Source organism: Moraxella sp. VT-16-12 (assembly GCF_002224245.2).
Taxonomy (GTDB): Bacteria; Pseudomonadota; Gammaproteobacteria; order Pseudomonadales; family Moraxellaceae; genus Moraxella.
In genome coordinates, this window is sequence record NZ_NKHK02000004.1 from 86,062 (window position 1) to 106,338 (window position 20,277).

At 41.9% G+C, this 20,277-nt stretch carries 22 protein-coding genes and 2 tRNA genes; 20 read left to right on the forward strand and 4 right to left on the reverse strand.

What is annotated here, in order from left to right:
* Positions 1 to 4: 4 nt before the first annotated feature.
* The 3 genes from CEW93_RS04705 to ahpC all read right to left on the reverse strand — a co-directional run bounded on the left by CEW93_RS04705 (position 5) and on the right by ahpC (position 2,914).
* Positions 5 to 691, reverse strand: coding sequence for an elongation factor P hydroxylase (locus CEW93_RS04705; protein WP_089540763.1), 687 nt, complete (start codon positions 689 to 691; stop codon positions 5 to 7).
* A gap of 88 nt (positions 692 to 779) precedes the next feature.
* The gene (gene hemA, locus CEW93_RS04710; protein WP_089540762.1) at positions 780 to 2,105 is read right to left on the reverse strand and encodes a glutamyl-tRNA reductase; all 1,326 of its coding nucleotides are present in this window, start codon (positions 2,103 to 2,105) and stop codon (positions 780 to 782) included.
* A 242-nt stretch (positions 2,106 to 2,347) separates the two neighbouring features.
* Positions 2,348 to 2,914 (reverse strand): alkyl hydroperoxide reductase subunit C, encoded by a 567-nt coding sequence (gene ahpC / locus CEW93_RS04715; protein WP_089540761.1) that lies wholly within the window; start codon positions 2,912 to 2,914, stop codon positions 2,348 to 2,350.
* 181 nt (positions 2,915 to 3,095) lie between these two features.
* Between ahpC and CEW93_RS04720 the strand changes: the two genes are divergently transcribed.
* The 7 genes from CEW93_RS04720 to CEW93_RS04750 all read left to right on the forward strand — a co-directional run bounded on the left by CEW93_RS04720 (position 3,096) and on the right by CEW93_RS04750 (position 7,402).
* Complete coding sequence (locus CEW93_RS04720; RefSeq protein ID WP_089540760.1) at positions 3,096 to 3,992, forward strand: hydrogen peroxide-inducible genes activator; 897 nt, start codon at positions 3,096 to 3,098, stop codon at positions 3,990 to 3,992.
* Positions 3,993 to 4,242: 250 nt separating this feature from the next.
* Positions 4,243 to 4,917 (forward strand): hypothetical protein, encoded by a 675-nt coding sequence (locus tag CEW93_RS04725; RefSeq protein WP_089540759.1) that lies wholly within the window; start codon positions 4,243 to 4,245, stop codon positions 4,915 to 4,917.
* 45 nt (positions 4,918 to 4,962) lie between these two features.
* Positions 4,963 to 5,154: a hypothetical protein gene (locus CEW93_RS04730; protein ID WP_089540758.1), complete on the forward strand. Its 192-nt coding sequence runs from the start codon at positions 4,963 to 4,965 to the stop codon at positions 5,152 to 5,154.
* A gap of 97 nt (positions 5,155 to 5,251) precedes the next feature.
* Positions 5,252 to 6,178, forward strand: a complete 927-nt coding sequence (locus CEW93_RS04735; protein WP_089540757.1) for a hypothetical protein — start codon at positions 5,252 to 5,254, stop codon at positions 6,176 to 6,178.
* Between the two features lie 61 nt (positions 6,179 to 6,239).
* Positions 6,240 to 6,659: a hypothetical protein gene (locus CEW93_RS04740; RefSeq protein ID WP_089540756.1), complete on the forward strand. Its 420-nt coding sequence runs from the start codon at positions 6,240 to 6,242 to the stop codon at positions 6,657 to 6,659.
* Positions 6,649 to 6,927: a YkgJ family cysteine cluster protein gene (locus CEW93_RS04745; RefSeq protein ID WP_255503948.1), complete on the forward strand. Its 279-nt coding sequence runs from the start codon at positions 6,649 to 6,651 to the stop codon at positions 6,925 to 6,927. Before CEW93_RS04740 ends, CEW93_RS04745 begins: the two co-directional genes overlap by 11 nt.
* 37 nt (positions 6,928 to 6,964) lie before the next feature.
* Positions 6,965 to 7,402, forward strand: a complete 438-nt coding sequence (locus tag CEW93_RS04750) for a hypothetical protein (RefSeq protein WP_089540755.1) — start codon at positions 6,965 to 6,967, stop codon at positions 7,400 to 7,402.
* Between the two features lie 75 nt (positions 7,403 to 7,477).
* Here the strand turns inward: CEW93_RS04750 and CEW93_RS04755 are convergent, their stop codons facing one another.
* Entirely contained in the window at positions 7,478 to 8,134 is a 657-nt protein-coding gene (locus tag CEW93_RS04755) for an OmpA family protein (protein WP_089540754.1), read from the reverse strand.
* Positions 8,135 to 8,427: 293 nt separating this feature from the next.
* On the opposite strand from CEW93_RS04755, the gene CEW93_RS04760 reads away from it, so the two are divergent.
* From CEW93_RS04760 to nusA, 13 genes are all read left to right on the forward strand, one after another.
* Complete coding sequence (locus tag CEW93_RS04760; RefSeq protein WP_089540753.1) at positions 8,428 to 9,375, forward strand: acyltransferase; 948 nt, start codon at positions 8,428 to 8,430, stop codon at positions 9,373 to 9,375.
* Positions 9,376 to 9,388: 13 nt separating this feature from the next.
* The gene (locus CEW93_RS04765) at positions 9,389 to 10,480 is read left to right on the forward strand and encodes a hypothetical protein (RefSeq protein ID WP_222432720.1); all 1,092 of its coding nucleotides are present in this window, start codon (positions 9,389 to 9,391) and stop codon (positions 10,478 to 10,480) included.
* A gap of 259 nt (positions 10,481 to 10,739) precedes the next feature.
* On the forward strand, positions 10,740 to 11,480 hold the full coding sequence (minC, locus tag CEW93_RS04770; RefSeq protein ID WP_089540752.1) for a septum site-determining protein MinC: 741 nt from the start codon (positions 10,740 to 10,742) through the stop codon (positions 11,478 to 11,480).
* A gap of 66 nt (positions 11,481 to 11,546) precedes the next feature.
* Positions 11,547 to 12,362 carry a septum site-determining protein MinD gene (minD, locus tag CEW93_RS04775; RefSeq protein ID WP_089540751.1) on the forward strand — a complete coding sequence of 272 codons (816 nt, stop codon included), beginning with the start codon at positions 11,547 to 11,549 and terminating at the stop codon, positions 12,360 to 12,362.
* 1 nt (position 12,363) lies between these two features.
* Entirely contained in the window at positions 12,364 to 12,639 is a 276-nt protein-coding gene (minE, locus tag CEW93_RS04780; protein ID WP_089540750.1) for a cell division topological specificity factor MinE, read from the forward strand.
* Positions 12,640 to 12,728: 89 nt separating this feature from the next.
* Complete coding sequence (locus CEW93_RS04785; protein ID WP_089540749.1) at positions 12,729 to 14,741, forward strand: hypothetical protein; 2,013 nt, start codon at positions 12,729 to 12,731, stop codon at positions 14,739 to 14,741.
* 92 nt (positions 14,742 to 14,833) lie between these two features.
* The gene (locus CEW93_RS04790) at positions 14,834 to 15,442 is read left to right on the forward strand and encodes an outer membrane lipoprotein LolB (RefSeq protein ID WP_255503949.1); all 609 of its coding nucleotides are present in this window, start codon (positions 14,834 to 14,836) and stop codon (positions 15,440 to 15,442) included.
* Positions 15,443 to 15,576: 134 nt separating this feature from the next.
* Positions 15,577 to 16,449 carry a 4-(cytidine 5'-diphospho)-2-C-methyl-D-erythritol kinase gene (gene ispE, locus CEW93_RS04795; protein WP_089540748.1) on the forward strand — a complete coding sequence of 291 codons (873 nt, stop codon included), beginning with the start codon at positions 15,577 to 15,579 and terminating at the stop codon, positions 16,447 to 16,449.
* Between the two features lie 85 nt (positions 16,450 to 16,534).
* Positions 16,535 to 16,610 (forward strand) — tRNA-Gln (locus tag CEW93_RS04800).
* Between the two features lie 142 nt (positions 16,611 to 16,752).
* Positions 16,753 to 17,703: a ribose-phosphate pyrophosphokinase gene (locus CEW93_RS04805; protein WP_089540747.1), complete on the forward strand. Its 951-nt coding sequence runs from the start codon at positions 16,753 to 16,755 to the stop codon at positions 17,701 to 17,703.
* 97 nt (positions 17,704 to 17,800) lie between these two features.
* Positions 17,801 to 17,877: transfer RNA gene (locus CEW93_RS04810), tRNA-Met, on the forward strand.
* Between the two features lie 262 nt (positions 17,878 to 18,139).
* Complete coding sequence (gene rimP, locus CEW93_RS04815) at positions 18,140 to 18,637, forward strand: ribosome maturation factor RimP (RefSeq protein ID WP_089540746.1); 498 nt, start codon at positions 18,140 to 18,142, stop codon at positions 18,635 to 18,637.
* Positions 18,638 to 18,678: 41 nt separating this feature from the next.
* Positions 18,679 to 20,160 (forward strand): transcription termination factor NusA, encoded by a 1,482-nt coding sequence (gene nusA / locus CEW93_RS04820; RefSeq protein WP_089540745.1) that lies wholly within the window; start codon positions 18,679 to 18,681, stop codon positions 20,158 to 20,160.
* Positions 20,161 to 20,277: the final 117 nt, after the last annotated feature.

Below are 20,277 nucleotides of genomic sequence, written 5' to 3' on the forward strand. Positions count from 1 at the left end.
CCAATCATGATGTCAAACCATCAAAACCTGCTGCTGATAAAAACACCCAAATCAGTCGTCTTGCATCAGGGGGTAAGCTGCTAGGTTGGTGTAAAAATAACAAAGCCTTATCATAGACATCTTGGGCAAATGTGCTGTTGGTAGTGTCAAAATTGGCATTTAGGTTGTCTTGGGAGACATAAAAATACCGTCCCAAAGCCATATTGAGTAAACATTCTATTGCTTGGGGTTTGATTTCTACTTGTTCAAAAGCTTTTTGAGTCGCTTCATCACGCCCATCAGGGCAGTACCAATACCCAAAATCATCTAAGGTGCGTCTGTGTTTGCCCGCCACGCACCAATGACTAATCTCATGTAGAGCACTATTAAAAAACCCATGAGCAAAGGCAATATAAGCAGGCTGATTATTTTTTGGGGCAAAATACTCAGGTTCACCTGTGCTGTGGACAAGCTGCGTATGTGTGCCGTATAATTTATCAAATAAACCAATCAGCCAATCAGTTAGGGGCTTGTCATCGCGAATGTCATGACGATACAAATGCTGATAGTGCTGACAAAGCACATCAAAATCATCAGGCAGTTGGCTTATGATGTCTTGGTGAATTTGTTCATGATGATAAAAATCATGCCAAAGTTTTTTGATGGCAGGTGTGGCATAATGGGGAGAAAGTTCATTAAAATCAACAGTCATGATTTATCCAGAATTGGCATGAAAATGAGAAGAATACATGGTGTATTTTAAATAATGCTCAATTTGTATGTGGTTTTGGTCTTGCGGATTAATGCTTGGATGGGCGATAAGCATCCAAACCATCTACCACCATGTCTAATATTGCAGGGTCGCTGGTGGTGGCGACATGGCGAATCAGTCGTGATGGTGGGTGGGTAAGTGTTTGCGTGAGTGCGTGGGCAAATGTGTTTAATACCACGTCGGCAGACTCTCCTTGGGATAAGCGTGCTTTGGCATGAGCAAGCAGACGTTCTTTGTGTTGAGTGGAAATCTGGCGATAGTCTGCTATCATTTTTTGGGCGGATAAGAGCTGGATTTGGGTTTCTATGTTGCTGGTAAGCTGACTGGCAAGCAATTCGGCTTCTACGGCAGCTTGCTTGCGTTCTTCTAAATTGCCTGCGATGACGTGCTGTAAGTCGTCCACCGAATATAGATACACTTCATCAAGATGAGTTGTGGCAGGTTCTATGTCCCTAGGCACTGCCAAATCCACCAATAACATGGGACGATAACGGCGTGTTTTTTGAGCGGCTTTTACCATTGGTAGGGTGATGAGTGTTTGCATGCTGCCACTACAACTGCTGACCACGTCCGCACAACCAATGACATCTGACAGTTTATCCAAGCCAACACAGTCTATTTGCACCAAGCGACCAGATGTGAGTGCCATTTGGGTCAGCTCATCTTTTAATGTATTGGCACGCTCAGGCGAGCGGTTGGCGATGATGATGCGTTTCATGCCAAGCGTGGCGACATTGTGGGCAACCAAACGGTTCATCTCACCTGCTGCCACAATAAGTAAAGTCAGCTCTTTGGGGCCATCAAAGATTTGTGTTACCAGTTTGGCAGTGGCAAAACCAAGTGTTACCGCTTGCTGTCCAACTTTGGTATCACGGCGAACAGAGCGAGCTGATGCAAAAATTTGTTGGGTTAGCCAATCAAATTGACCACTAACACCTCCGATTTGTTTGGAGATATTGACCGCATTGCGGATTTGTCCAAAAATTTGTGGTTCGCCCAAAATCATAGAGTCTAAGCCTGATGCAACTCGTATCCAGTGATTTAAGGCTCTGGCATTTTCATAGATGTACAAATAAGGCGACAGCTCTGTAAAATCAATGCCTTTAAATTCAGACAGCCATTGACTTACTGTGGTTGCTTGGGGGCTAAGTGGGTTTTCTTCATCATCATCGGTATGCTCAAAGCCAACATAAATCTCACTGCGATTGCAGGTGGAAACAATGACTGACCCCATGCTGTCAGGCAGGGCATTTAGTTTGTCAATGGCGTGCGTGATGTCATCACCAAAAGATAGTCGCTCTCGCATGGCAACAGGAGCGGTCTTATGATTGACGCCGATGACGACAAGTTTCACAAGTTTAGCCCTGATGGTAAAGGGGATTGTGATGACAAATAAAAATGTGGCATGGCAATAAGTGATTGATTAAAACGGTGTATTATAACAAGTTTTTTGGGGCGATAAAACCTTATGCAAGGGTTGGGGTGATAAATTAACAAAGACATACCTTGCTTGTGATTGATTGCACAGATTTGTTGGTGGTAAGATAAATAAAAAGCTGTCCATCAAGAACAGCTTTTAGATTGGGTATTGATGGTTTAGATTTTACCAACCAGGTCAAGGCTGGGTTTTAGGGTGTCTTGACCTGCTTCCCAAGCAGCAGGGCAAACTTCGCCATCATTATCACGCACATATTGGGCGGCTTTGACTTTACGAATCATGTCTTTGGCTGAGCGACCAATGCCCAAATCGTGAATCTCAGCAACTTTAATCAAACCATCTGGGTCAACCAAGAAAGTGCCACGCAGTGCTGCGTGCTGACCTTCAATCATGACGTTAAAGCCACGAGTAATCGCGCCTGTGCCATCACCAAGCATGGGGTACTTTACCTTACCGATGGCAGGTGAAGCATCATGCCATGCTTTGTGCACAAAATGTGTGTCAGTAGAAACGGCATAGACTTCCACACCTAGGCTTTGCAGCTCTTCGTAGTGGTCTGCCATGTCTTCAAGTTCAGTAGGGCAAACAAAAGTAAAATCATGTGGATAAAACATGAAAACTGCCCATTTGCCTTTAACATCGCTGGTAGAGATGGTTTTAAATTCGCCATTAACAAAGGCTTCGGTAGTAAATTCTGGGATGTGTTGGTTGATGATGGCGGTCATAGTGATACCTTTTTATGACAGGTGGGAGAAACCAAAACAACAAAACAATCGTGAATTTTGTTATTTGTGGATACATCATAACAAAAATATCGCATTTATCCAGTTAAAACTTTTAAATGCTCTGTTTTGTTTTATCAAACTTGGGTGTAAAATAGAGATATAAACTTAACCAGAGATAGTCATGATTACATTACGTCAATTAGAATTTGCCTTAGCGGTTGCCAAACACAAACATTTTAAACGTGCTGCCGAAGAGTGTAACATTTCTCAATCTGCTCTCAGTTTGGGCATTGCAGAGCTTGAAAAACAGCTGGACACACAGATTTTTGAACGCAACAACAAACAAGTGCTGATTACGCCCATTGGCGAAGAGTTGTTGGAGCGGGCATTGCGTGTGTTTAGTGAGATTAATGACTTAACCACCCGAGCTCATAACCATCAAACGCCCCTAGCGTACCCCATGACCATTGGTATCATACCAACCGTTGCTCCTTATTTGCTTCCTAAGGTGTTGCCTGCATTGACGCAGGCTTATCCTGATTTTGAGCTTTCGGTGGTGGAGCAACGTACTGAGCGACTGATTGAACAGGTGCGATATGGGCATATTGATACGGCGATTGTTGCATTGCCATATCAAATAGATGGATTGCATACGTTTGAGTTTTGGGCGGAAGATTTTTTTGCGATTTTTCCCAAAAATGATGAATGTGGCAAACTTGAACATATCAGCAGTAAAGAGCTGTCAAAGACGCATATGTTATTGCTTGGTGAAGGTCATTGTTTGACTGACCAAGTGCTGTCAGTATGTGCGATGAATAAAACGGACATAAAGACGGGATTTTCAGATGCCAGTTTAAACACCATCATTCAGATGGCGATTGCTGGTATGGGAACAACTTTGGTACCAAAGATGGCACTTGACCAAATCAGTTGTGGGCAAGTCAATGCCGTATCACTCAATGAGCCAGGACCTCACAGACGATTGGCGTTTATTACACGTCTTAATTATGCTCGCGTTAATGATGTTAAAATATTAAGTGAAGTTTTTCATAATGCTCTTAATTGTCAGGTGAGCTGATAATACTCGTTATCATTTGTAACAGTTGTCATGTCAGTCTGTAACTATCTATTTTGTATAGGTATTTACAGGCTGATTTTTTTATGTCGTTGTGTGCGGTTTTAGTGGTTTTTGATTGAGAGATGTCTAAATTTTTGTTTTGTTAAATGTTGCGACATAATGTGTCGCACAAATCTTGCTCTTATATTGCTTTTTGAAATAAATGTATTATCCTTTACATACAAAATAAATCAATGTTATGAGAGCCATTATGAGCCAAACCAAGAATAATCAAATCATACGTCAATGGCATATTATTCAATATTTGTTGGTGGCAGATGGTTATGTATCTAGTGATAATGTCTTGGCATATATTCAAGATTTGGGTATTTCTGTAACAGATAGAACCATACAAAGGGATTTGGTGTTGTTGTCAGAGATTTTTCCGATTGAGTGTCGTAAAGATGACAAACCTTATAGCTGGCGATGGGAGCGTCTGCCAAATACCAAAAAAAGCCAGCTAAATTATAGGCAAGCGGCTGTTTTGACCTTGGTTAATAATGAGTTAAAGGATTGTATCCCAGAGGGTTTGTTTAAGCGGTTGATGCCTTTGTTTATTAAGGCAAAATTGACCTTGATTGACCTTGATTGTGAGCAAGTAGCATCTTTGCGTAATGAGTTAGAGTTGCCCAAAGTGAAAAAACCACATGACACACCGTTTGGTTTTATAGATGTCAAACCATCATCAATTTATCAGTTAAAGCAGTATTTAGCAGGTTTTGCCAAGCTCAATCCATTTGCCAAAGATAATGGTGAACATTGGCAAAATGTGGTTAAACAACAAGACATCAAAGACTTGCAAGAGATTTTAACCAGTCAGGGTCATGTGCAGATGGCTGAGATATTAAGTGGGCTTGATAAGAAATTGAAAAAATCAAGAAAGTAATTATCCAAAATTGGTACATTTTAACTGGCTAAAAGAGGTGAAAAAATGGGTTTATTTCGTGAAGTCTTTGGATTTGTCAAAGATTTAAAAGAAGATAGTGACTTTTACAAAGATTTGTATGCTGATTATGATGATGAAGAGTTGCGTGAGGAGCTAAAAAAATGTGAGTTTGTAGATGTAGCCAAAAAAATGGCGATTCGCAGTTTGTTAAATCAAAGAGGTTATAGTGATTCATAACAAGTCATAACTTTTGTAAGCTTATCATTGCTTTGTCATGACTGAAAATATCTTATTATAGTTGTACATCAATCATCATTTGTTTAGGAGTAAGAATATGGCTATTCCAGTATTATTATGGGGTGCAGCAGCTGCACTTGGAGCAACAGGTGTTGTCAAAGGTGTTGAGGCGATTGGTTTGCAGTCTCGAGCCAAAGAAATTGGCGAACAAGCAGAAAGTAAGTATAGACGCAATAAGCGTTTGTTGAATGATGTGCGTGATGATACAAATGATAAATTTGAATCATTAGGTCGTTTAAAGATAGAAATTTTTAATAATCAAATCAATCATGTGGTTCAGGTATTAAAACAACAAAAAAGCACCAGTAGTTCTATCAAAAACTTTAATAGTATGTTTACGATTGAAGAATTAAGACAGATGGAAACGATGGTGCAAAAATCCTTAGAATTAGAGTCTGGATTATTGCAAGGTGCAGCGGTTGGTGTGCTAGCAGGTCTTGGAGCTTATGGTTCAGTGCCATTATTTGCTGCTGCATCAACTGGTACAGCAATCCCTGCTTTATCGGGTGCCGCTGCTACTAATGCTACTTTGGCTTGGTTGGGCGGAGGTTCACTTGCAGCAGGTGGTTTTGGTATGGCAGGTGGTATGATGGCATTGGGTGGCATTGTTGCAGGTCCTGCTTTGGCAGTTGGTGGGTTTTTTCTGGCTGGCAAAGCTGAGGAGGCTCTTACTGAGGCACGAGCATATGAGGCTAGGGTTGATGAGGCAGTAATGCAGTTTGACCTAATGGCTGATACGTTACTTGCTCTGCAAGAAAACGCCAACGAGATTTCAACAACCTTAGAAATGCTGGTAGATAGGTTTGAACAAGTTAAGGTTGATAGCATTAACGACGGCAATATTGCAAAAATGTTAACAGTTGGAAAAGCCATTAAAGCAATTTTGGACTATCAAATCATGGAGGAAGATGGCTCAGCAGTACAAGGTGTTCGGCACTATTGCTCAGGCTACTTAGAAATTTAATCAAGCTTTGGTGGTGTTACCTGTACCGAGAGTAGCGCCACCAACAATTTAGGAGAAAATTATGACACAAGCAACACTGATAAAGGCGACAAATGTGACTAAATTACCCATGATGACTTCAAACTCAGCATTGAGTGCATTTGAGATGTTGGTAAATAGTCATAAAGAATACAAAATGATTGCAGAACGGGAGCTTACAAAAAGAGAAATGATAAAAACGTGGAAAGAAACACGTTTGGCTCAAATTCAAGCACAGCAAGAAATTTTGAGAGATTATCTTAAATACACATTTGCTGAGAGAAAAACAGCCATTGATGGTTTTTTTGAAGTGTTGGATAAGGGATTTGAGAGTAATAATTTGGAGATGATAAATATGGCAATTGGTGGTATTGTCGGCATTGTCAAAACATCGCCATTGCAACAAGTGGAGTCTTTGATGCTTTGTTTGAATGATGATGGAGTAAAGCATATTGAGTTTTAATATCAACAATTCTTTTCCTTGCAATGCTTGTGGGCAGTGTTGTCGATATGTAGATAAAAGCACACAGACTGCTTATCTTAGTCGTGGTGATGGTGTGTGTCGTCATTTAGATGAGCAAAGTAATTTGTGTATGATTTATGAACACCGCCCTTTGGTTTGTCAGGTTGAAAAATACTATCAAGTTTATTTAAAGGAACACTTATCTTGGCAAGATTTTGTTGAGAGAAATGTTCAGATATGTCAAAAACTGCAACAAGCCAGTTATTAATGGTTGGTTGTGGATTAATGTTAATTTGGAGTGATTTATGGAACATCCTTTTTTGCTGGAATTATACAGAGAGTTTGGCGAGTTTTTTGAAGATGCTCGTTCGGACAAAAAAGTTATTTTCAAAGAAAATTGCGATAATAAAGCTTATGATAAACTATATAAAGCTATGAATGGACATTCTGATTATGGTGCTTTTTGTGGCGATATGTGTAGTATCTTAATTGCGTTTGATGCCACAGTATTTGGCAGTTTTAGTGATGGTGTTTATATTTGCCGAGAAGGTGTGTATGTAAAAGGTTTATTTCAAGAGGTTGAAATATACTATTATGATGATTTACGCACTTTTGAGGTTGATGAACGTGAAAAAAGAATATGCGTCAATTATGGTGATGATGTATTGATTGCTAATGCTTATGCGATATCAGTTGCCAAAAGGGTTGAATACGCCTTTAATAGATACAAAAAGAATCGTTGAGATGATTGTGGCAGTACATCAAGAATAAAAAAACAGGCAAATCAAATTGCCTGTTTTTTTGTTGTAAAACTTACATTAGTTTACGCTTTGTGGGGCTAAAATGGTCAACTCCACACGGCGGTTAGGCTCATAACTGCCACCAAATTGAGTGGTTGCACCGTGTCCATAAGCACTGATACGGCTTTGGCTAACGCCTTGGGCAACTAAATACTGTGCCACGGCATTTGCACGGTTTTGTGATAGGATTTGGTTGGCGTGGGCATTGCCTTCAATAGAAGCATAGCCATTGACCACAACTTGAGTTTGGTGGTATTGGCTTAGTGTGCTGGCAACTTGATTTAACGCACCAAACGAGTGGGGTTTGATGTTGTATCTGCCCACATCAAAGGTGATGGCTTCTGGAATGGCTAGGTTGATGTTGTTGGTAACAGGGTCTCGGGTAACTTCAATGCCTGTACCTGCGGTTTGTTGTTTTAGTTGGGCTTCTTGACGGCTCATATAAGCACCCACACCCGCTCCGATGGCAGCACCGATGGCAGCATCACGCCCTGTTTTTTCTCCGCCTGTTGCCTTAGAAATGCCTGCACCAAGCACCGCACCTGCCAATGTGCCTAAGCCGACTTTGGTGGCAGTACTGCTGTTGCTACCTGCGTTTTGGGTAGAAGCACAGCCTGTGATAACAAGGCTAGATGCGATGGCACCAACTGCCAATATGCTTTTTGCGTTTTTCATCGTGATGTTTCCTTTTAAAATGGCTAAAAAACCAAAGCAACAAATTATAATATATAGTATGCAGTAGTAAACTTACCATTTTGTTATGAGTATGTATGCAATATGTGTATCTGGTGCGTGATTTGTGCGAATAAATTTGCTATATCATTGTTTATTATATTGATTTGATAAAGGGCGGATGATGATAGAAGTAATCAAATGATGGGTTTGTTTTTATCAATCACAGGCAGGCTTTTTACAAAAAATGCGAAAGTTGTTAAAATACGCCATTTTAATCTAGTGGAAAAATCACCATGAAGCAGCGTTTGCCCTTATCTTTTTTTCAAAAATTACATGATAAATCTCCTGCTTTTGCTCAAAAACTTTCACTGACCACCTGTACCAGTACCATCGCTTTAAACAGCATGGTGATTGGTTTGCCGTTATTTGGGGCGGGATTTGGCAAGATTTTTGCAAAGTCAAAACGAGCTGATAAGGCGGTGATTGACATTGCTCATCATTGGATAAAAGTAAATAACCTGCTGATAGATAAGGTGTTGCCACATAAAGACTGGCGTATCAGTTTGCCTGACGATTTAAACCCAAATGGCAATTATCTGCTTATTTGTAACCATCAGTCATGGGTGGATACAAGCATCATTCAGTATGTCAGTGCAGACAGGTTGCCTTTGACACGGTTTTTTGCCAAGCATGAACTGCTTTATATACCTGTGGTGGGGCAAGCGTTTTATTTGTTGGATTTTCCGATGATGAAACGCCATTCAAAAGAACAAATCGCCAACAATCCTGCCCTTGCTAACCGAGATTTGGACGAAGCAAAAAGGGCGTGCCAGTTATTGTTGGATAAACCATTTGTGCTACTTAATTATTTGGAAGGCACACGATTTAGCCAAGATAAGCACAAAAAACAGCAGTCGCCTTATCGCCATTTATTAAAACCCAAAGCGGGCGGATTTGCTTTGGCGTTATCCAGTCTTGGCAGTAAGATAGATGGCATTTTGGACATGACGGTGGTATATCCTGATGGTGTGCCAGAATATACCGACTTGTGGCAAGGTAAAATCACTCGCCTAGGGGTGGACATTCGTCATTTGACCATGAATGATGAGTTATTAAATGCACTTAAAGATGGTAAATATGACCAAGATGAGTGCGTTAAAAATGCTTTATTTACATGGCTAGATACGGTATGGCAAGCCAAAGATGAGCGAATAGATGAGATGATGGCGACTTTTAAATAATCAGATGACAACCATGAAAAGACAAACCCCAGAACTTGATGAGCTAAAAATTCCCCAATCGGCAGAAATCCCAGACGATGTGATACCTTTGTTCGGGCAAGAAAAAAAGGATGACATACCCAGCACCACCAAAATCGTCTATGACATCATCATGCTGGGCTTGTTGGTGGTGGATTTGCTTTTGATTATTGGCGATAAAATTTTAATGAGTGGGCTTGCCACAAAACTTGCTCAGTGGTTTGGCTTTGGGGCAAATTTGGCGACATATCATGAGCAGTATCATCTTTCCATTTCTGCCATTGGGGGTGTGTTTACCATTTTTTGGGTGGCAGAGCTTTTGGTGCGTTGGCTGATTGCTATTATCAAAAAAACTTATTTTCGTTGGTTCTTTTTTCCATTTGTGCATTGGTATGAAGTGCTGGGGTGTTTTCCTGCGTTGCGTGCTTTGCGATTGTTGCGGGCAGGGGTCATCATCAAGCGATTACATCACATCAACATCAAAGTCATTCCTGAAAAATGGCTAAAATCTGCACAATTTTATTATCATGTGATTTTAGAAGAGTTGTCTGACCGTGTGATATTAACGGCGGTGGATAATTTTAGAACACAGATGGCACAATCTAGAACGCATGGTGAACTGGTGCAATCCGCCATTAACAAAAATCGTGCCGAGCTTGAACAGGTGGTGTTGGAGCTACTTCGTCGTGAGTTATCGCCCAAATTGGAGCAGGCATTTTTGCAAGAAGTGGGGCAAAAACTCTCTGTTGATATTGGGCGGGCGGTGGAGCAAGCGTTGGTGGACACTCCTGAATTAAAACGTTATTTAAAACTCATACCCATTGCAGGCGGTCTGATTGAAAGCCAAATCACCAATGTGGGCAAACATATTGGCGAGAACGTTACAACGGCGGTCAATGGGCATTTGTTTGATCCAAAAACATTAGATACGTTGATGATAAACATCGCCAAAGGTGTGGCAAGTATTGACACCACACGCCCTGAATTGCAAAAGCTGGTAGGTACGGTGGTAGATGATGCTTTAACGGCATTTGAAAAACAAATCAAAATCCAACAATGGAAACATAAAGCCCAACTTCATTTATAAATGCATCAAAAAACTGTTAAAAAATGTTCAAAAATGATACAATTTAGTAATTTTTAGTGGGTCATGTCGTGTCATTTATAAGGGCTTTTTGGTGGTATTACAAAAAATTTGGATAAAATGTTAATTTTAAGCCATTTTCTTACCAAAATAAAAAAGTATGGTTAAGTTTGGTAAGTTGGCACAAAACTTGTAACCACCAATCTATCGGTCCACTTATAATCAAGGGTGGGGTTTGGATTTATCAGATAGGGTGAAGAACATGAGAGCAATTGCGTTATTTGGCAAAATGTTAGCATTTAGCCGTTTGCGTATCAACATTGATAACATAGATGATATTCGTGCTGAGATTGAGCAGATGTTAAAGGGCAATGTCAGTCCCGTGCCTGTGGTGATTGACAGTGCGGTCATGCTAGATTTGCAAGCATTGGTAGAAATGCTGTGGTCGCTAAATATTCAGCCCATTGGGGTGATGGCAGGTGAGCTGACCGAGCAGGCAACAGCATTAAGATTGGCGATTTTTCCAGCTGATGGTCAAAGAATTGAGTCTTTGCAAGTAGAAAAAAACATTGATGAAAGCCCAGCGACTACTTCTGAGCCACCAAATGTCAACGAAAAAGTGCCTAGGGGTTCTATCCAAAACTTTGGAAATGAATTGGAGCTTGGTTTGACCAGCAGTGTGTGCGACAGCATTTTGCGTTCAGGTCAAAGTTTGCAACATTTGGGCGGTGATTTGGTGGTGCTAGGTGGTGTCAATCGTGGTGCTGATGCCATCACTGACAGTAATTTGCACGTTTATGGGCGTGGCTTGGGCAGACTGGTGGCGGGGGCGACAGGCGATAAAGATGCACGCATTTTTTGTCAAAGATTTGACCCATCGTTGGTGTCTGTGGCAGGAACGTATTGTTTGCATGATGACATACCCAAAGAGATGATTGATAAAGCGGTACAAGTCAGCTATGATGAAGATAAAGGGCTGGTATTTACTTTAATGAATAATTGACCCATCAATTCATATAAAAATTGATGGCATAAACATTCAAAACATTTTGTTAAACAGGAACTTTTTATGGCAAAAATTATCGTGGTAACATCAGGCAAAGGTGGGGTGGGCAAAACCACCACCAGTGCGTCCTTTGGGGCGGGTCTTGCCATGCGTGGTCATAAGACCGTGGTCATTGATTTTGATGTGGGGCTACGCAATCTTGATTTGATGATGGGGTGTGAAAACCGCATTGTTTATGATTTTATTGATGTTATTAATGGTACTGCTAAGCTGTCTCAGGCACTTGTCAAGGACAAACAGCTAGATAATTTATTTATCCTGCCTGCATCTCAAACTCGTGATAAAGACGCTCTGACCGAAGAAGGCGTAGAAGCGGTGATGAAAGAGTTGGCTGATGAGCTAAACTTTGAGTACATCATCTGCGACAGTCCTGCTGGGATTGAGCGTGGGGCAAAACTTGCCATGCACTTTGCTGATGAAGCACTCATCGTAACCAACCCTGAAATATCTAGCGTACGAGATTCTGACCGCATTATTGGGATTTTGCAGTCTGATACCAAAAAAGCTCGTGAAGGTGGGCGAGTGCGTGAGCATCTTATCATCGCCCGCTACAATCCTGAGCGTGCTGACCGTGGTGAGATGATGGGGATTGATGACATTGCTGATGACATTTTAAGAGTGCCACTGATTGGCGTTGTGCCTGAAAGTAATGCTGTATTGGAAGCATCCAACTGTGGTCAGCCCGTGATTTTTTATAAAGACTCTGCCGCAGGTCAATGCTATGATGATATTGTGGCACGTTTTTTGGGTGAAGAACGCCCACGTCGCCACATACAAGTCAAGAAAAAAGGCTTGCTTGCAAGATTCTTTGGGGGTTAGTATGTCAAAAGGTTTTTTTGGTTCATTTTTTGGGGATTCTAGCAAACAGACCAGTGCATCTATTGCCAAGGATAGGCTTAAAGTCATTGTTGCCACTCATCATCTTAACGACCGTTTGCCACCTGAACGCGTTGATGAGATGAAACAGGAAATTTTGGAAGTGATTAATCGTTATGTATCAGGTGTTCGCATGAGTGATGTGAATATCCAACAACGCAAAGAAGAAGACATGGACATTTTGGAGATGAATGTCAATCTGCCAGAGCGTTTGGGCTAATAACATTTTGTTACACTTGAAATCATCTGCCTTCATCAGTTATAATAATCCGATGGCTTGACTATCGGGTATTGGCGTAGGTGGGCTAGATGAGCATATGGCAACTAACAACAAGCAAACGACACGCCCTAAGACAGCTAGGGCGATTGTGTCTTTTTGTTAAAAAATCCATGTTGTTCAATGCCATTTTTTTATATACCTGTTTGTTAAGACAGTTTGGTAAAAAAGTCAGTGTGGCGATTTTGGTATCGTCCATGATGACAACCTTGCCAGCACAGGCAGGCGTGTTTGACTCATTACTAAAAATTCTACTGCCATTTTATAAAGGCAAACACAGCACCCAAGAACACACACAATCCCCACCTGCCCATGAAGAGCAGGAGTTAGTTACCACAGATGAGCCATCTCAGTCAAACGATGATGGTGTACAAAACACCCCTTCTTCATCAGACGATTTAAAAATACCTAGCATTTTATTAGACGATGTGTTAAGTGCAGATGACACCACACCTGTGCTGGACGAGCCTGATTTGTACGCATTGCTTTTGGCGGAGTTTTATGCTGACCGTGGCGACATTGCACAGGCTTTGAGTATTTATAAGGCGGAGAGCTTTAAAAGAAATGCTACGGCTGTTTTTGAGCGGGCTTTGGCGTTATCAATAGAATATGAAGACCCCATTGAATCGCTGCATTTTGCAACCGCTTGGCAGATGATAAATACCGACCATATCCCTGCATGGTTTTATGTGGCACATTTGGCATTAAAAGCCAAAGACTACAACCAAGCCACCCAAATGATTGCCATGATTTTGCAATATGATGATAGGGCGGATTTAACGCAGATTTTGACAGGGATTGTGCCCACCGACCATGCCGACCAACGCAATCTATTTTTTGCTTTACAAGAGCTGGATGATGATAATGCCGCCATCTCAGTATTAAGAGCAGGTTTGCTGTTTAATATGGGTGAGTATCCACCTGCACTGCTTCATGTTGATAAGGCATTGATGAGTGAGCCTAATAATCTGGCTTATATCAATCTAAAAGTAGATATTTTAAGGCAAGCAGGACGCCTTGATGAAATGTGGTCATTTATCCGTACCAAGCGAAAACAGCTACCTGCCGAAAAAGAATTGCATTTGTATGAGATTCGTCATCACATAGAAAACGGTCAGCTAGAACAAGCGTGGCAACTTTTGCTGATTGCTCACAAGCAAACCAATAACCCAGAAGTTTCACTTTTGACGGCATTGGTTGGTATTGACAGTCATCATTTGGCACAAGCAAGCGACATATTAAAAGGGCTTGCCAAAAATCCTGAGTATGCCAGTCGAGCTAATTATTATTTGGGCATCAGCCACGAACGAAGTGGCGATGTTGATGCAGCACTTAGTTATTATGAAAAAGTCAAAGACCGTGAACACGTTTTGGACGCACGCACCAAAGTGGTGGGGTTTTATTTGCTTCATAATGATGTGGATAAAGCAATGGCGACTTTGGTGCGACTGCGTGAAGAATATGAAGTATTTACCGCAGACAGTTATATTTTGCAGGCAGAGATTTTGATAAGTCAGGGCAAAAAAGACTTAGCCAGCGAGCTGTTAAGTAGTGCCAATCGTGAAAACCCTGACGATGACCGTTTGTTGTTTGCCAGTTATAAACTGTTAGAAAATGAGCTAAGTTTTGAAGACAAACGGGGTACGTTGGATAAACTGCTTGCCATTGATCCTTATCATTTGGAGTATCAGCTTGCTGATGCCAAAGTTCGCTTGTTACAAAACCCAGACGACCAAGAAGCACAAACCATCGCCACCAACATCAGTCAATTGGAAGTCAGCGATCCTGCTTATGACAGTCAGCTTCAACTTGATGCCTTGATGGTGCTTGCTCAGCTTGCCCACACCAAAGGCGACTATCAAGCAGTTATTGATTATCTGCAAACCCCTTATGATGTTGAGCCAAGTTTGCCTGTGGGTATTATTCTGCTTAGAGCATATCAAGGCATGGGCAATGGCACAAAGGTGGCAGAGCTATTGGGCGAGTTACAACAGCGTTTTGCTTTTGGTCAAAATCGTACAGGCGTTGAAGCTCAGGAGTATTAAATGACCCATGAGTTTGCATTAAGCGTAAAACAAACGCATATTCATTAAGACCAATTTTAGCCAAAATCCACAATAAGACAATCAAAATCATCATGCAACAGCCACACCATTTTATCCATTCATTACGACCCAAATATCTAAAATACAGCACCATCTTAATGATGGGTATCCTGCTTGGGGCGTGCCAAACACTTCCTGTTGCGACCGCACCAAACACACACAACACGACCGATGGTGCGATGAGATTTGACATCACTGGCAAAATCGGCATCACCACCAAGACACATGAAGGCGTGCAAGCAGGCAGTGCTTTTTATACTTGGGGGCAAGATGATAAGCGGTTTGGGGTGGAGCTGACAGGGGCATTGGGCATGGGAGCGACCACCATCACGTTTGATGGTCAAACTGCCACACTCACAAGCGAACGCACGGGGGTGATTACTGCTGATAGTCCTGAATCTTTGTTGTTTCGGGCGACAGGTTGGCAAGCTCCCATCAGTCAGCTGCCTTTTTGGGTGCTAGGTCGCACTTCTCCTGATGACGATACGCCAACTTACCAAGATGGCAGATTGACCCACAGTACTCATGGCGACTGGCAAGCAAATTTTGAATATCCAAAACACGCCATTTATCCTAGCCGACTTAGCATTCATCATGTGGACGGGCATAAGGTGGTGATGACCATCACGCATTTGCAATGATGGTTTTTGTCGTTGGGTTGATGTGCCTAAATTTTTAATATTTAAACAATTCAGCCCCCATAACATGACAGCTACATAAATACAAACACAGCCATAAAACACCAAAATCATCTTAACACACTCAGCGAGTTTTTATGAAAACCATAGAGCTTTTTTCGCCAGCTAAAATCAATCTGTTTTTACACATCAATGCTCAGCGTGAAGATGGTTATCATGAATTACAAACGGTATTTCGTGCTTTGGATTTTGGTGATACACTCACCTTTCGTCAAAAAAGTGGCACGCAATTGGTAAATCTTTTGGGGGCAGATAATGTAGGTAATATGGCAGACAATCTCATCACCAAAGCAGTTAATGTGCTTGCCAAACAATTTCCTGCCTACGCATCGCCTGTGGAGATTGTGCTAGATAAAGTCATTCCCATGGGGGCAGGATTGGGTGGTGGTTCTAGTAACTGTGCGATGACACTGATTGCCATCAATGAGCTGTGGGGTCTGCATTTGGGGGTGAATGAGCTGATTAAAATTGCCAGTACGCTTGGGGCGGACGTGCCGTTTTTTGTGTTTGCACATCTGCACAAAACAGATGCTGTGGCGGTGGGTATTGGCGATAAACTCAGTCCGATTGATTTGCCACATCAGGACTATCTGCTGCTGATGCCAAAAGTGGCTGTCAGCACTGCCAAACTGTTTACGCACCCCCATTTGGTAAAAAATACGCCCATCATTGATGACATCAATGGTCAAATAGAGCGGTTTTTGGATAATTTGCACGCGCCATTTCATAATGCGTTTGAGCACATTGTCATGGCAGCTGCTCCCATCAAACAAGCCCTTGATTATTTGCGCACGCTCCAAGCTCAAACCAATGCCACCGCTCGTTTAACAGGCACAGGTAGCACGGTGTTTTTGCCACTGCGATATACCCTAAATGACCATCAAATTCAATATATCATCAAACATGCCCCATGCCGAGCGGTAAAAGCAAGCTCATTATTTGGTGTATAAAATCAGTAAGTTATAAAATTTTTTAAAAAATATCCAAAAATTACTTGCTATTTTAAAAAGCTTAGGTATAATATGCCCCCTATACAGGGGTATCGCCAAGTTGGTAAGGCATCAGGTTTTGATCCTGACATTCGTTGGTTCGAGTCCAGCTACCCCTGCCATATTTAAAACCAATCTTTAATGATTGGTTTTTTTGTTTTTATGATAAATCATTCTTGGCATTTCTTTTTGTGATTTTTGGGTAAAAATGATAAAATAATGGGTGCTAAACCTATTTTTTCATTGTCCAACCTAGGATTTTTTATGTCATATATGGCTGTCTTTTCAGGTAGTGCCAATCCTGAGCTTGCCCAAACTGTTGCCAATCACCTACACATTCCACTTAGTAAAGCAAATATTAACCGTTTTTCTGATGGTGAGATTGCTGTTGAAATCAAAGAAAATGTGCGTGGCAAAGATGTGTTTATTTTACAGCCCACCTGTGCCCCAACCAATGACCATTTGATGGAAGTGGTGCTGTTGGCTGATGCGTTACGCCGTTCTAGTGCTGGGCGAATTACCGCTGTCATTCCTTATTTTGGATATGCTCGTCAAGACCGCCGTAGCCGTTCTGCTCGTGTGCCAATCTCTGCTCGTGTGGTGGCAGATATGTTGTCTATTGGTGGCATTGACCGTGTGATGGTGGTGGATTTGCACGCCGACCAAATTCAAGGGTTCTTTGACATTCCTGTGGATAATCTGTATGGCACGCCCATTTTGTTAAATGATTTAAAACAGCAAAATTATGAAAATTTGATGGTGGTATCCCCTGACGTTGGTGGGGTGGTGCGAGCAAGAGCCATGGCAAAATCTTTGGGCGATACTGACCTTGCCATTATTGATAAACGCCGAGCTCGTGCCAATGAATCAGAAGTCATGCACATCATTGGCGATGTTAAAGACCGTGATTGTGTGATTGTAGATGACATTGTTGATACCGCAGGCACTTTGTGTAAAGCTGCCCAAGCCCTAAAAGACAAAGGGGCAAGACGTGTGGTGGGTTATATCACGCACCCTGTACTGTCAGGCAAGGCGGTAGAGACCATTACAAATTCTGCCTTGGATGAGATTGTGGTTACAGACACCATTCCTTTAAATGACAAAGCCAAGGCGTGTCCAAAAATCCGCCAAGTGTCTATCGCACCCATGCTTGCTGAGAGCCTTCGCCGTATCAATAACGAAGAGTCCATCAGTGCCATGTTTGACTATGACTGATGACAGCCAAAACCGTCCTAAGGGCGGTTTTTTTTAAAATATTTTTAAAAATGCTTGACAGTCTTAAAGATTGTGTTATAATGGCGTTCTAAATTGATGCGGGGTGGAGCAGTCTGGTAGCTCGTCGGGCTCATAACCCGAAGGTCGTTGGTTCAAATCCAGCCCCCGCTACCATATTTAAAATCCTTATCTGATGATAAGGTTTTTATCTTTTGATAAAAACTCGGCTGATTTTGACACTTAAAGCCCGCCTAGATTGTGGGCTTTTTTGCACTTGTCATTTAGGTTTTTGGCAAATTTATGTTAGAATGAGCATGTCGGCGTGTTGATATTTGTCTGTTTTTTAGATAAAAACACGTTTGTGGTTGTTGATTTGCCATGATAAATGTGTATAAAAGTTCAGCATACTCTTTGATTTTTAAGGATAAGCCATTAGATGAAACCTTCTTCTAAAATTTTAGAACTTTCCCAAATCATCGCCCCTGCCGTGCGTGCGTGTGGTGTGGAGCTTTGGGGGATTGAATTTATGCCACAAGGGCGTAAATCTTTGCTAAGAATTTATATTGAAGTCAATGCTGAGCAACGCAATCTTGGTGAACACATTACCATAGAAGACTGCTCGGCGGTCAATCATCAGGTGTCAGGCGTGTTGGACGTGCATGACCCCATTGCAGGTGAGTATGTATTAGAAGTGTCAAGTCCGGGTTTTGACCGTCCATTATTTACCCCTGAGCAGGTGGCGATGTTTGTTGGTGAGATGGTGAGCTTGCGTTTGATTCATGCCATCGGTCAAGGCGACAGCAAACGCCGTAAAGTAACAGGTCGCTTGATGGAAACAAACGACACTCATATGAAAGTTGTTACCGAAGATAAACTGGCATTTGACATCGCTTTTGATAATGTGGATAAGGCTCATCTGATTTATCAAGATTGATTTTAAATTAAAATACACAGAATAAACACAAAGGTGAACCCATGAGTCGTGAGATTTTAACCGTTGTTGAGACAGTTAGTAATGAAAAAGGCTTAGACCCAGAAGATGTTTTTCAAGCGATTGAGCAGGCACTTGTTTTTTCCACCAAGAAAAAAGTCTATACCGAACAGCCAGAAGTTGCCATTCGTGTTGCCATCAACCGCAAAACAGGTGAGTATGACACTTATCGTTTTTGGACGGTGGTGGCAGATGAAGACCATGAAATGCCTGCTTGTCAAAAAGCCATTAGTGATTTGGACGAAAATGAATATCAAATTGGCGATGTGATTGAAGAGCAGATTGAGTCTATTGAGTTTGGGCGGATTGCAGCAACCCAAGCCAAGCAAGTGATTATCCAAAAAATCCGTGAAGCAGAGCGGGCGTTGATTGCCGATGCTTTTGAAGCTCGTGTGGGTGAGTTGGTTACAGGAGAAGTTAAAAAACAAAGCCGTGATGGTTATGTGATTGATTTAGGTGATGGAGCGGAAGGCTATTTGCCAAAAGACCAAGCCTTGCCCCGTGAAGTGTTGCGTACAAAATCGCGTGTTACTTGTTTGCTTGCACAGGTAAACCGAGACAATCGTGGCTCTCAAATTTTGTTATCACGTGCCAGCAAAGAGATGCTCAAAGCTTTGATGACCAAAGAAGTGCCAGAGATTGGCGAAGGAATTATTGAGATTCGTGATGTGGCTCGTCTGCCGGGATTGCGTGCCAAGGTGTCAGTAAAAACTCATGACAACCGCATTGACCCTGTGGGTGCGTGTATTGGTATGCGTGGTACTCGTATCCAAGCGGTACAAGGTGAGCTTGATGGAGAGCGTATCGATGTGGTGGTGTGGAGTGATGATGCTGCCCAATATATCATCAGTGCGTTAGAGCCTGCGGACGTATCTAGTATCGTGCTTGATGAAGACAATCAAACGGCTGACATCATTTTTGCAACCAATGACCAGCTTGCTCGTGCCATTGGTTCACAAGGGCAAAACGTTCGTTTGGCGTCTGATTTGACAGGCTACAAATTAAACATGATGCTAGAATCTGAATATGCTGAACGTCAAGCCACCGAAAGCCAAGCCATCATTGAGATGTTTTATGAGCGTTTGGAAGTGGATAAGGATTTGGCAGAAGCATTGGTGGAAGTTGGCTTTAAAAATATTGAAGAAGTCGCTTATGTGCCTGCCGAGACCTTTTATGACATTGAAGGTCTTGATGATGAAGTGATTGGCATGATTCAAGAGCGTGCCAAAGAAGTGGTGATTGCTGATGAGTTACTTCGCCAACAAAACATCAAAGAGCCAAGTGGTGAGCTACTTGCCTTAGAAGATATGACGCCTGCAATTGCTTATAAACTGGCTGAGCGTGATATTTTGACACTAGATGACCTAGCTGAACAGGCGATTTTTGATATTGAAGATATTGAAGGGCTAGGAAGTGAGTTGGCTGGCAAACTTATCATGAATGCTCGCCAATCGTGGTTTGACTGACCATGAGAACGTCAGTATGTGTGCATATTGATGGACATCAGTCATGAATATGCTCAGCGATTAACTGCCAAATCCACCTAAACAGGATTTGGCACATATTAGGGCAACAGTATTTGT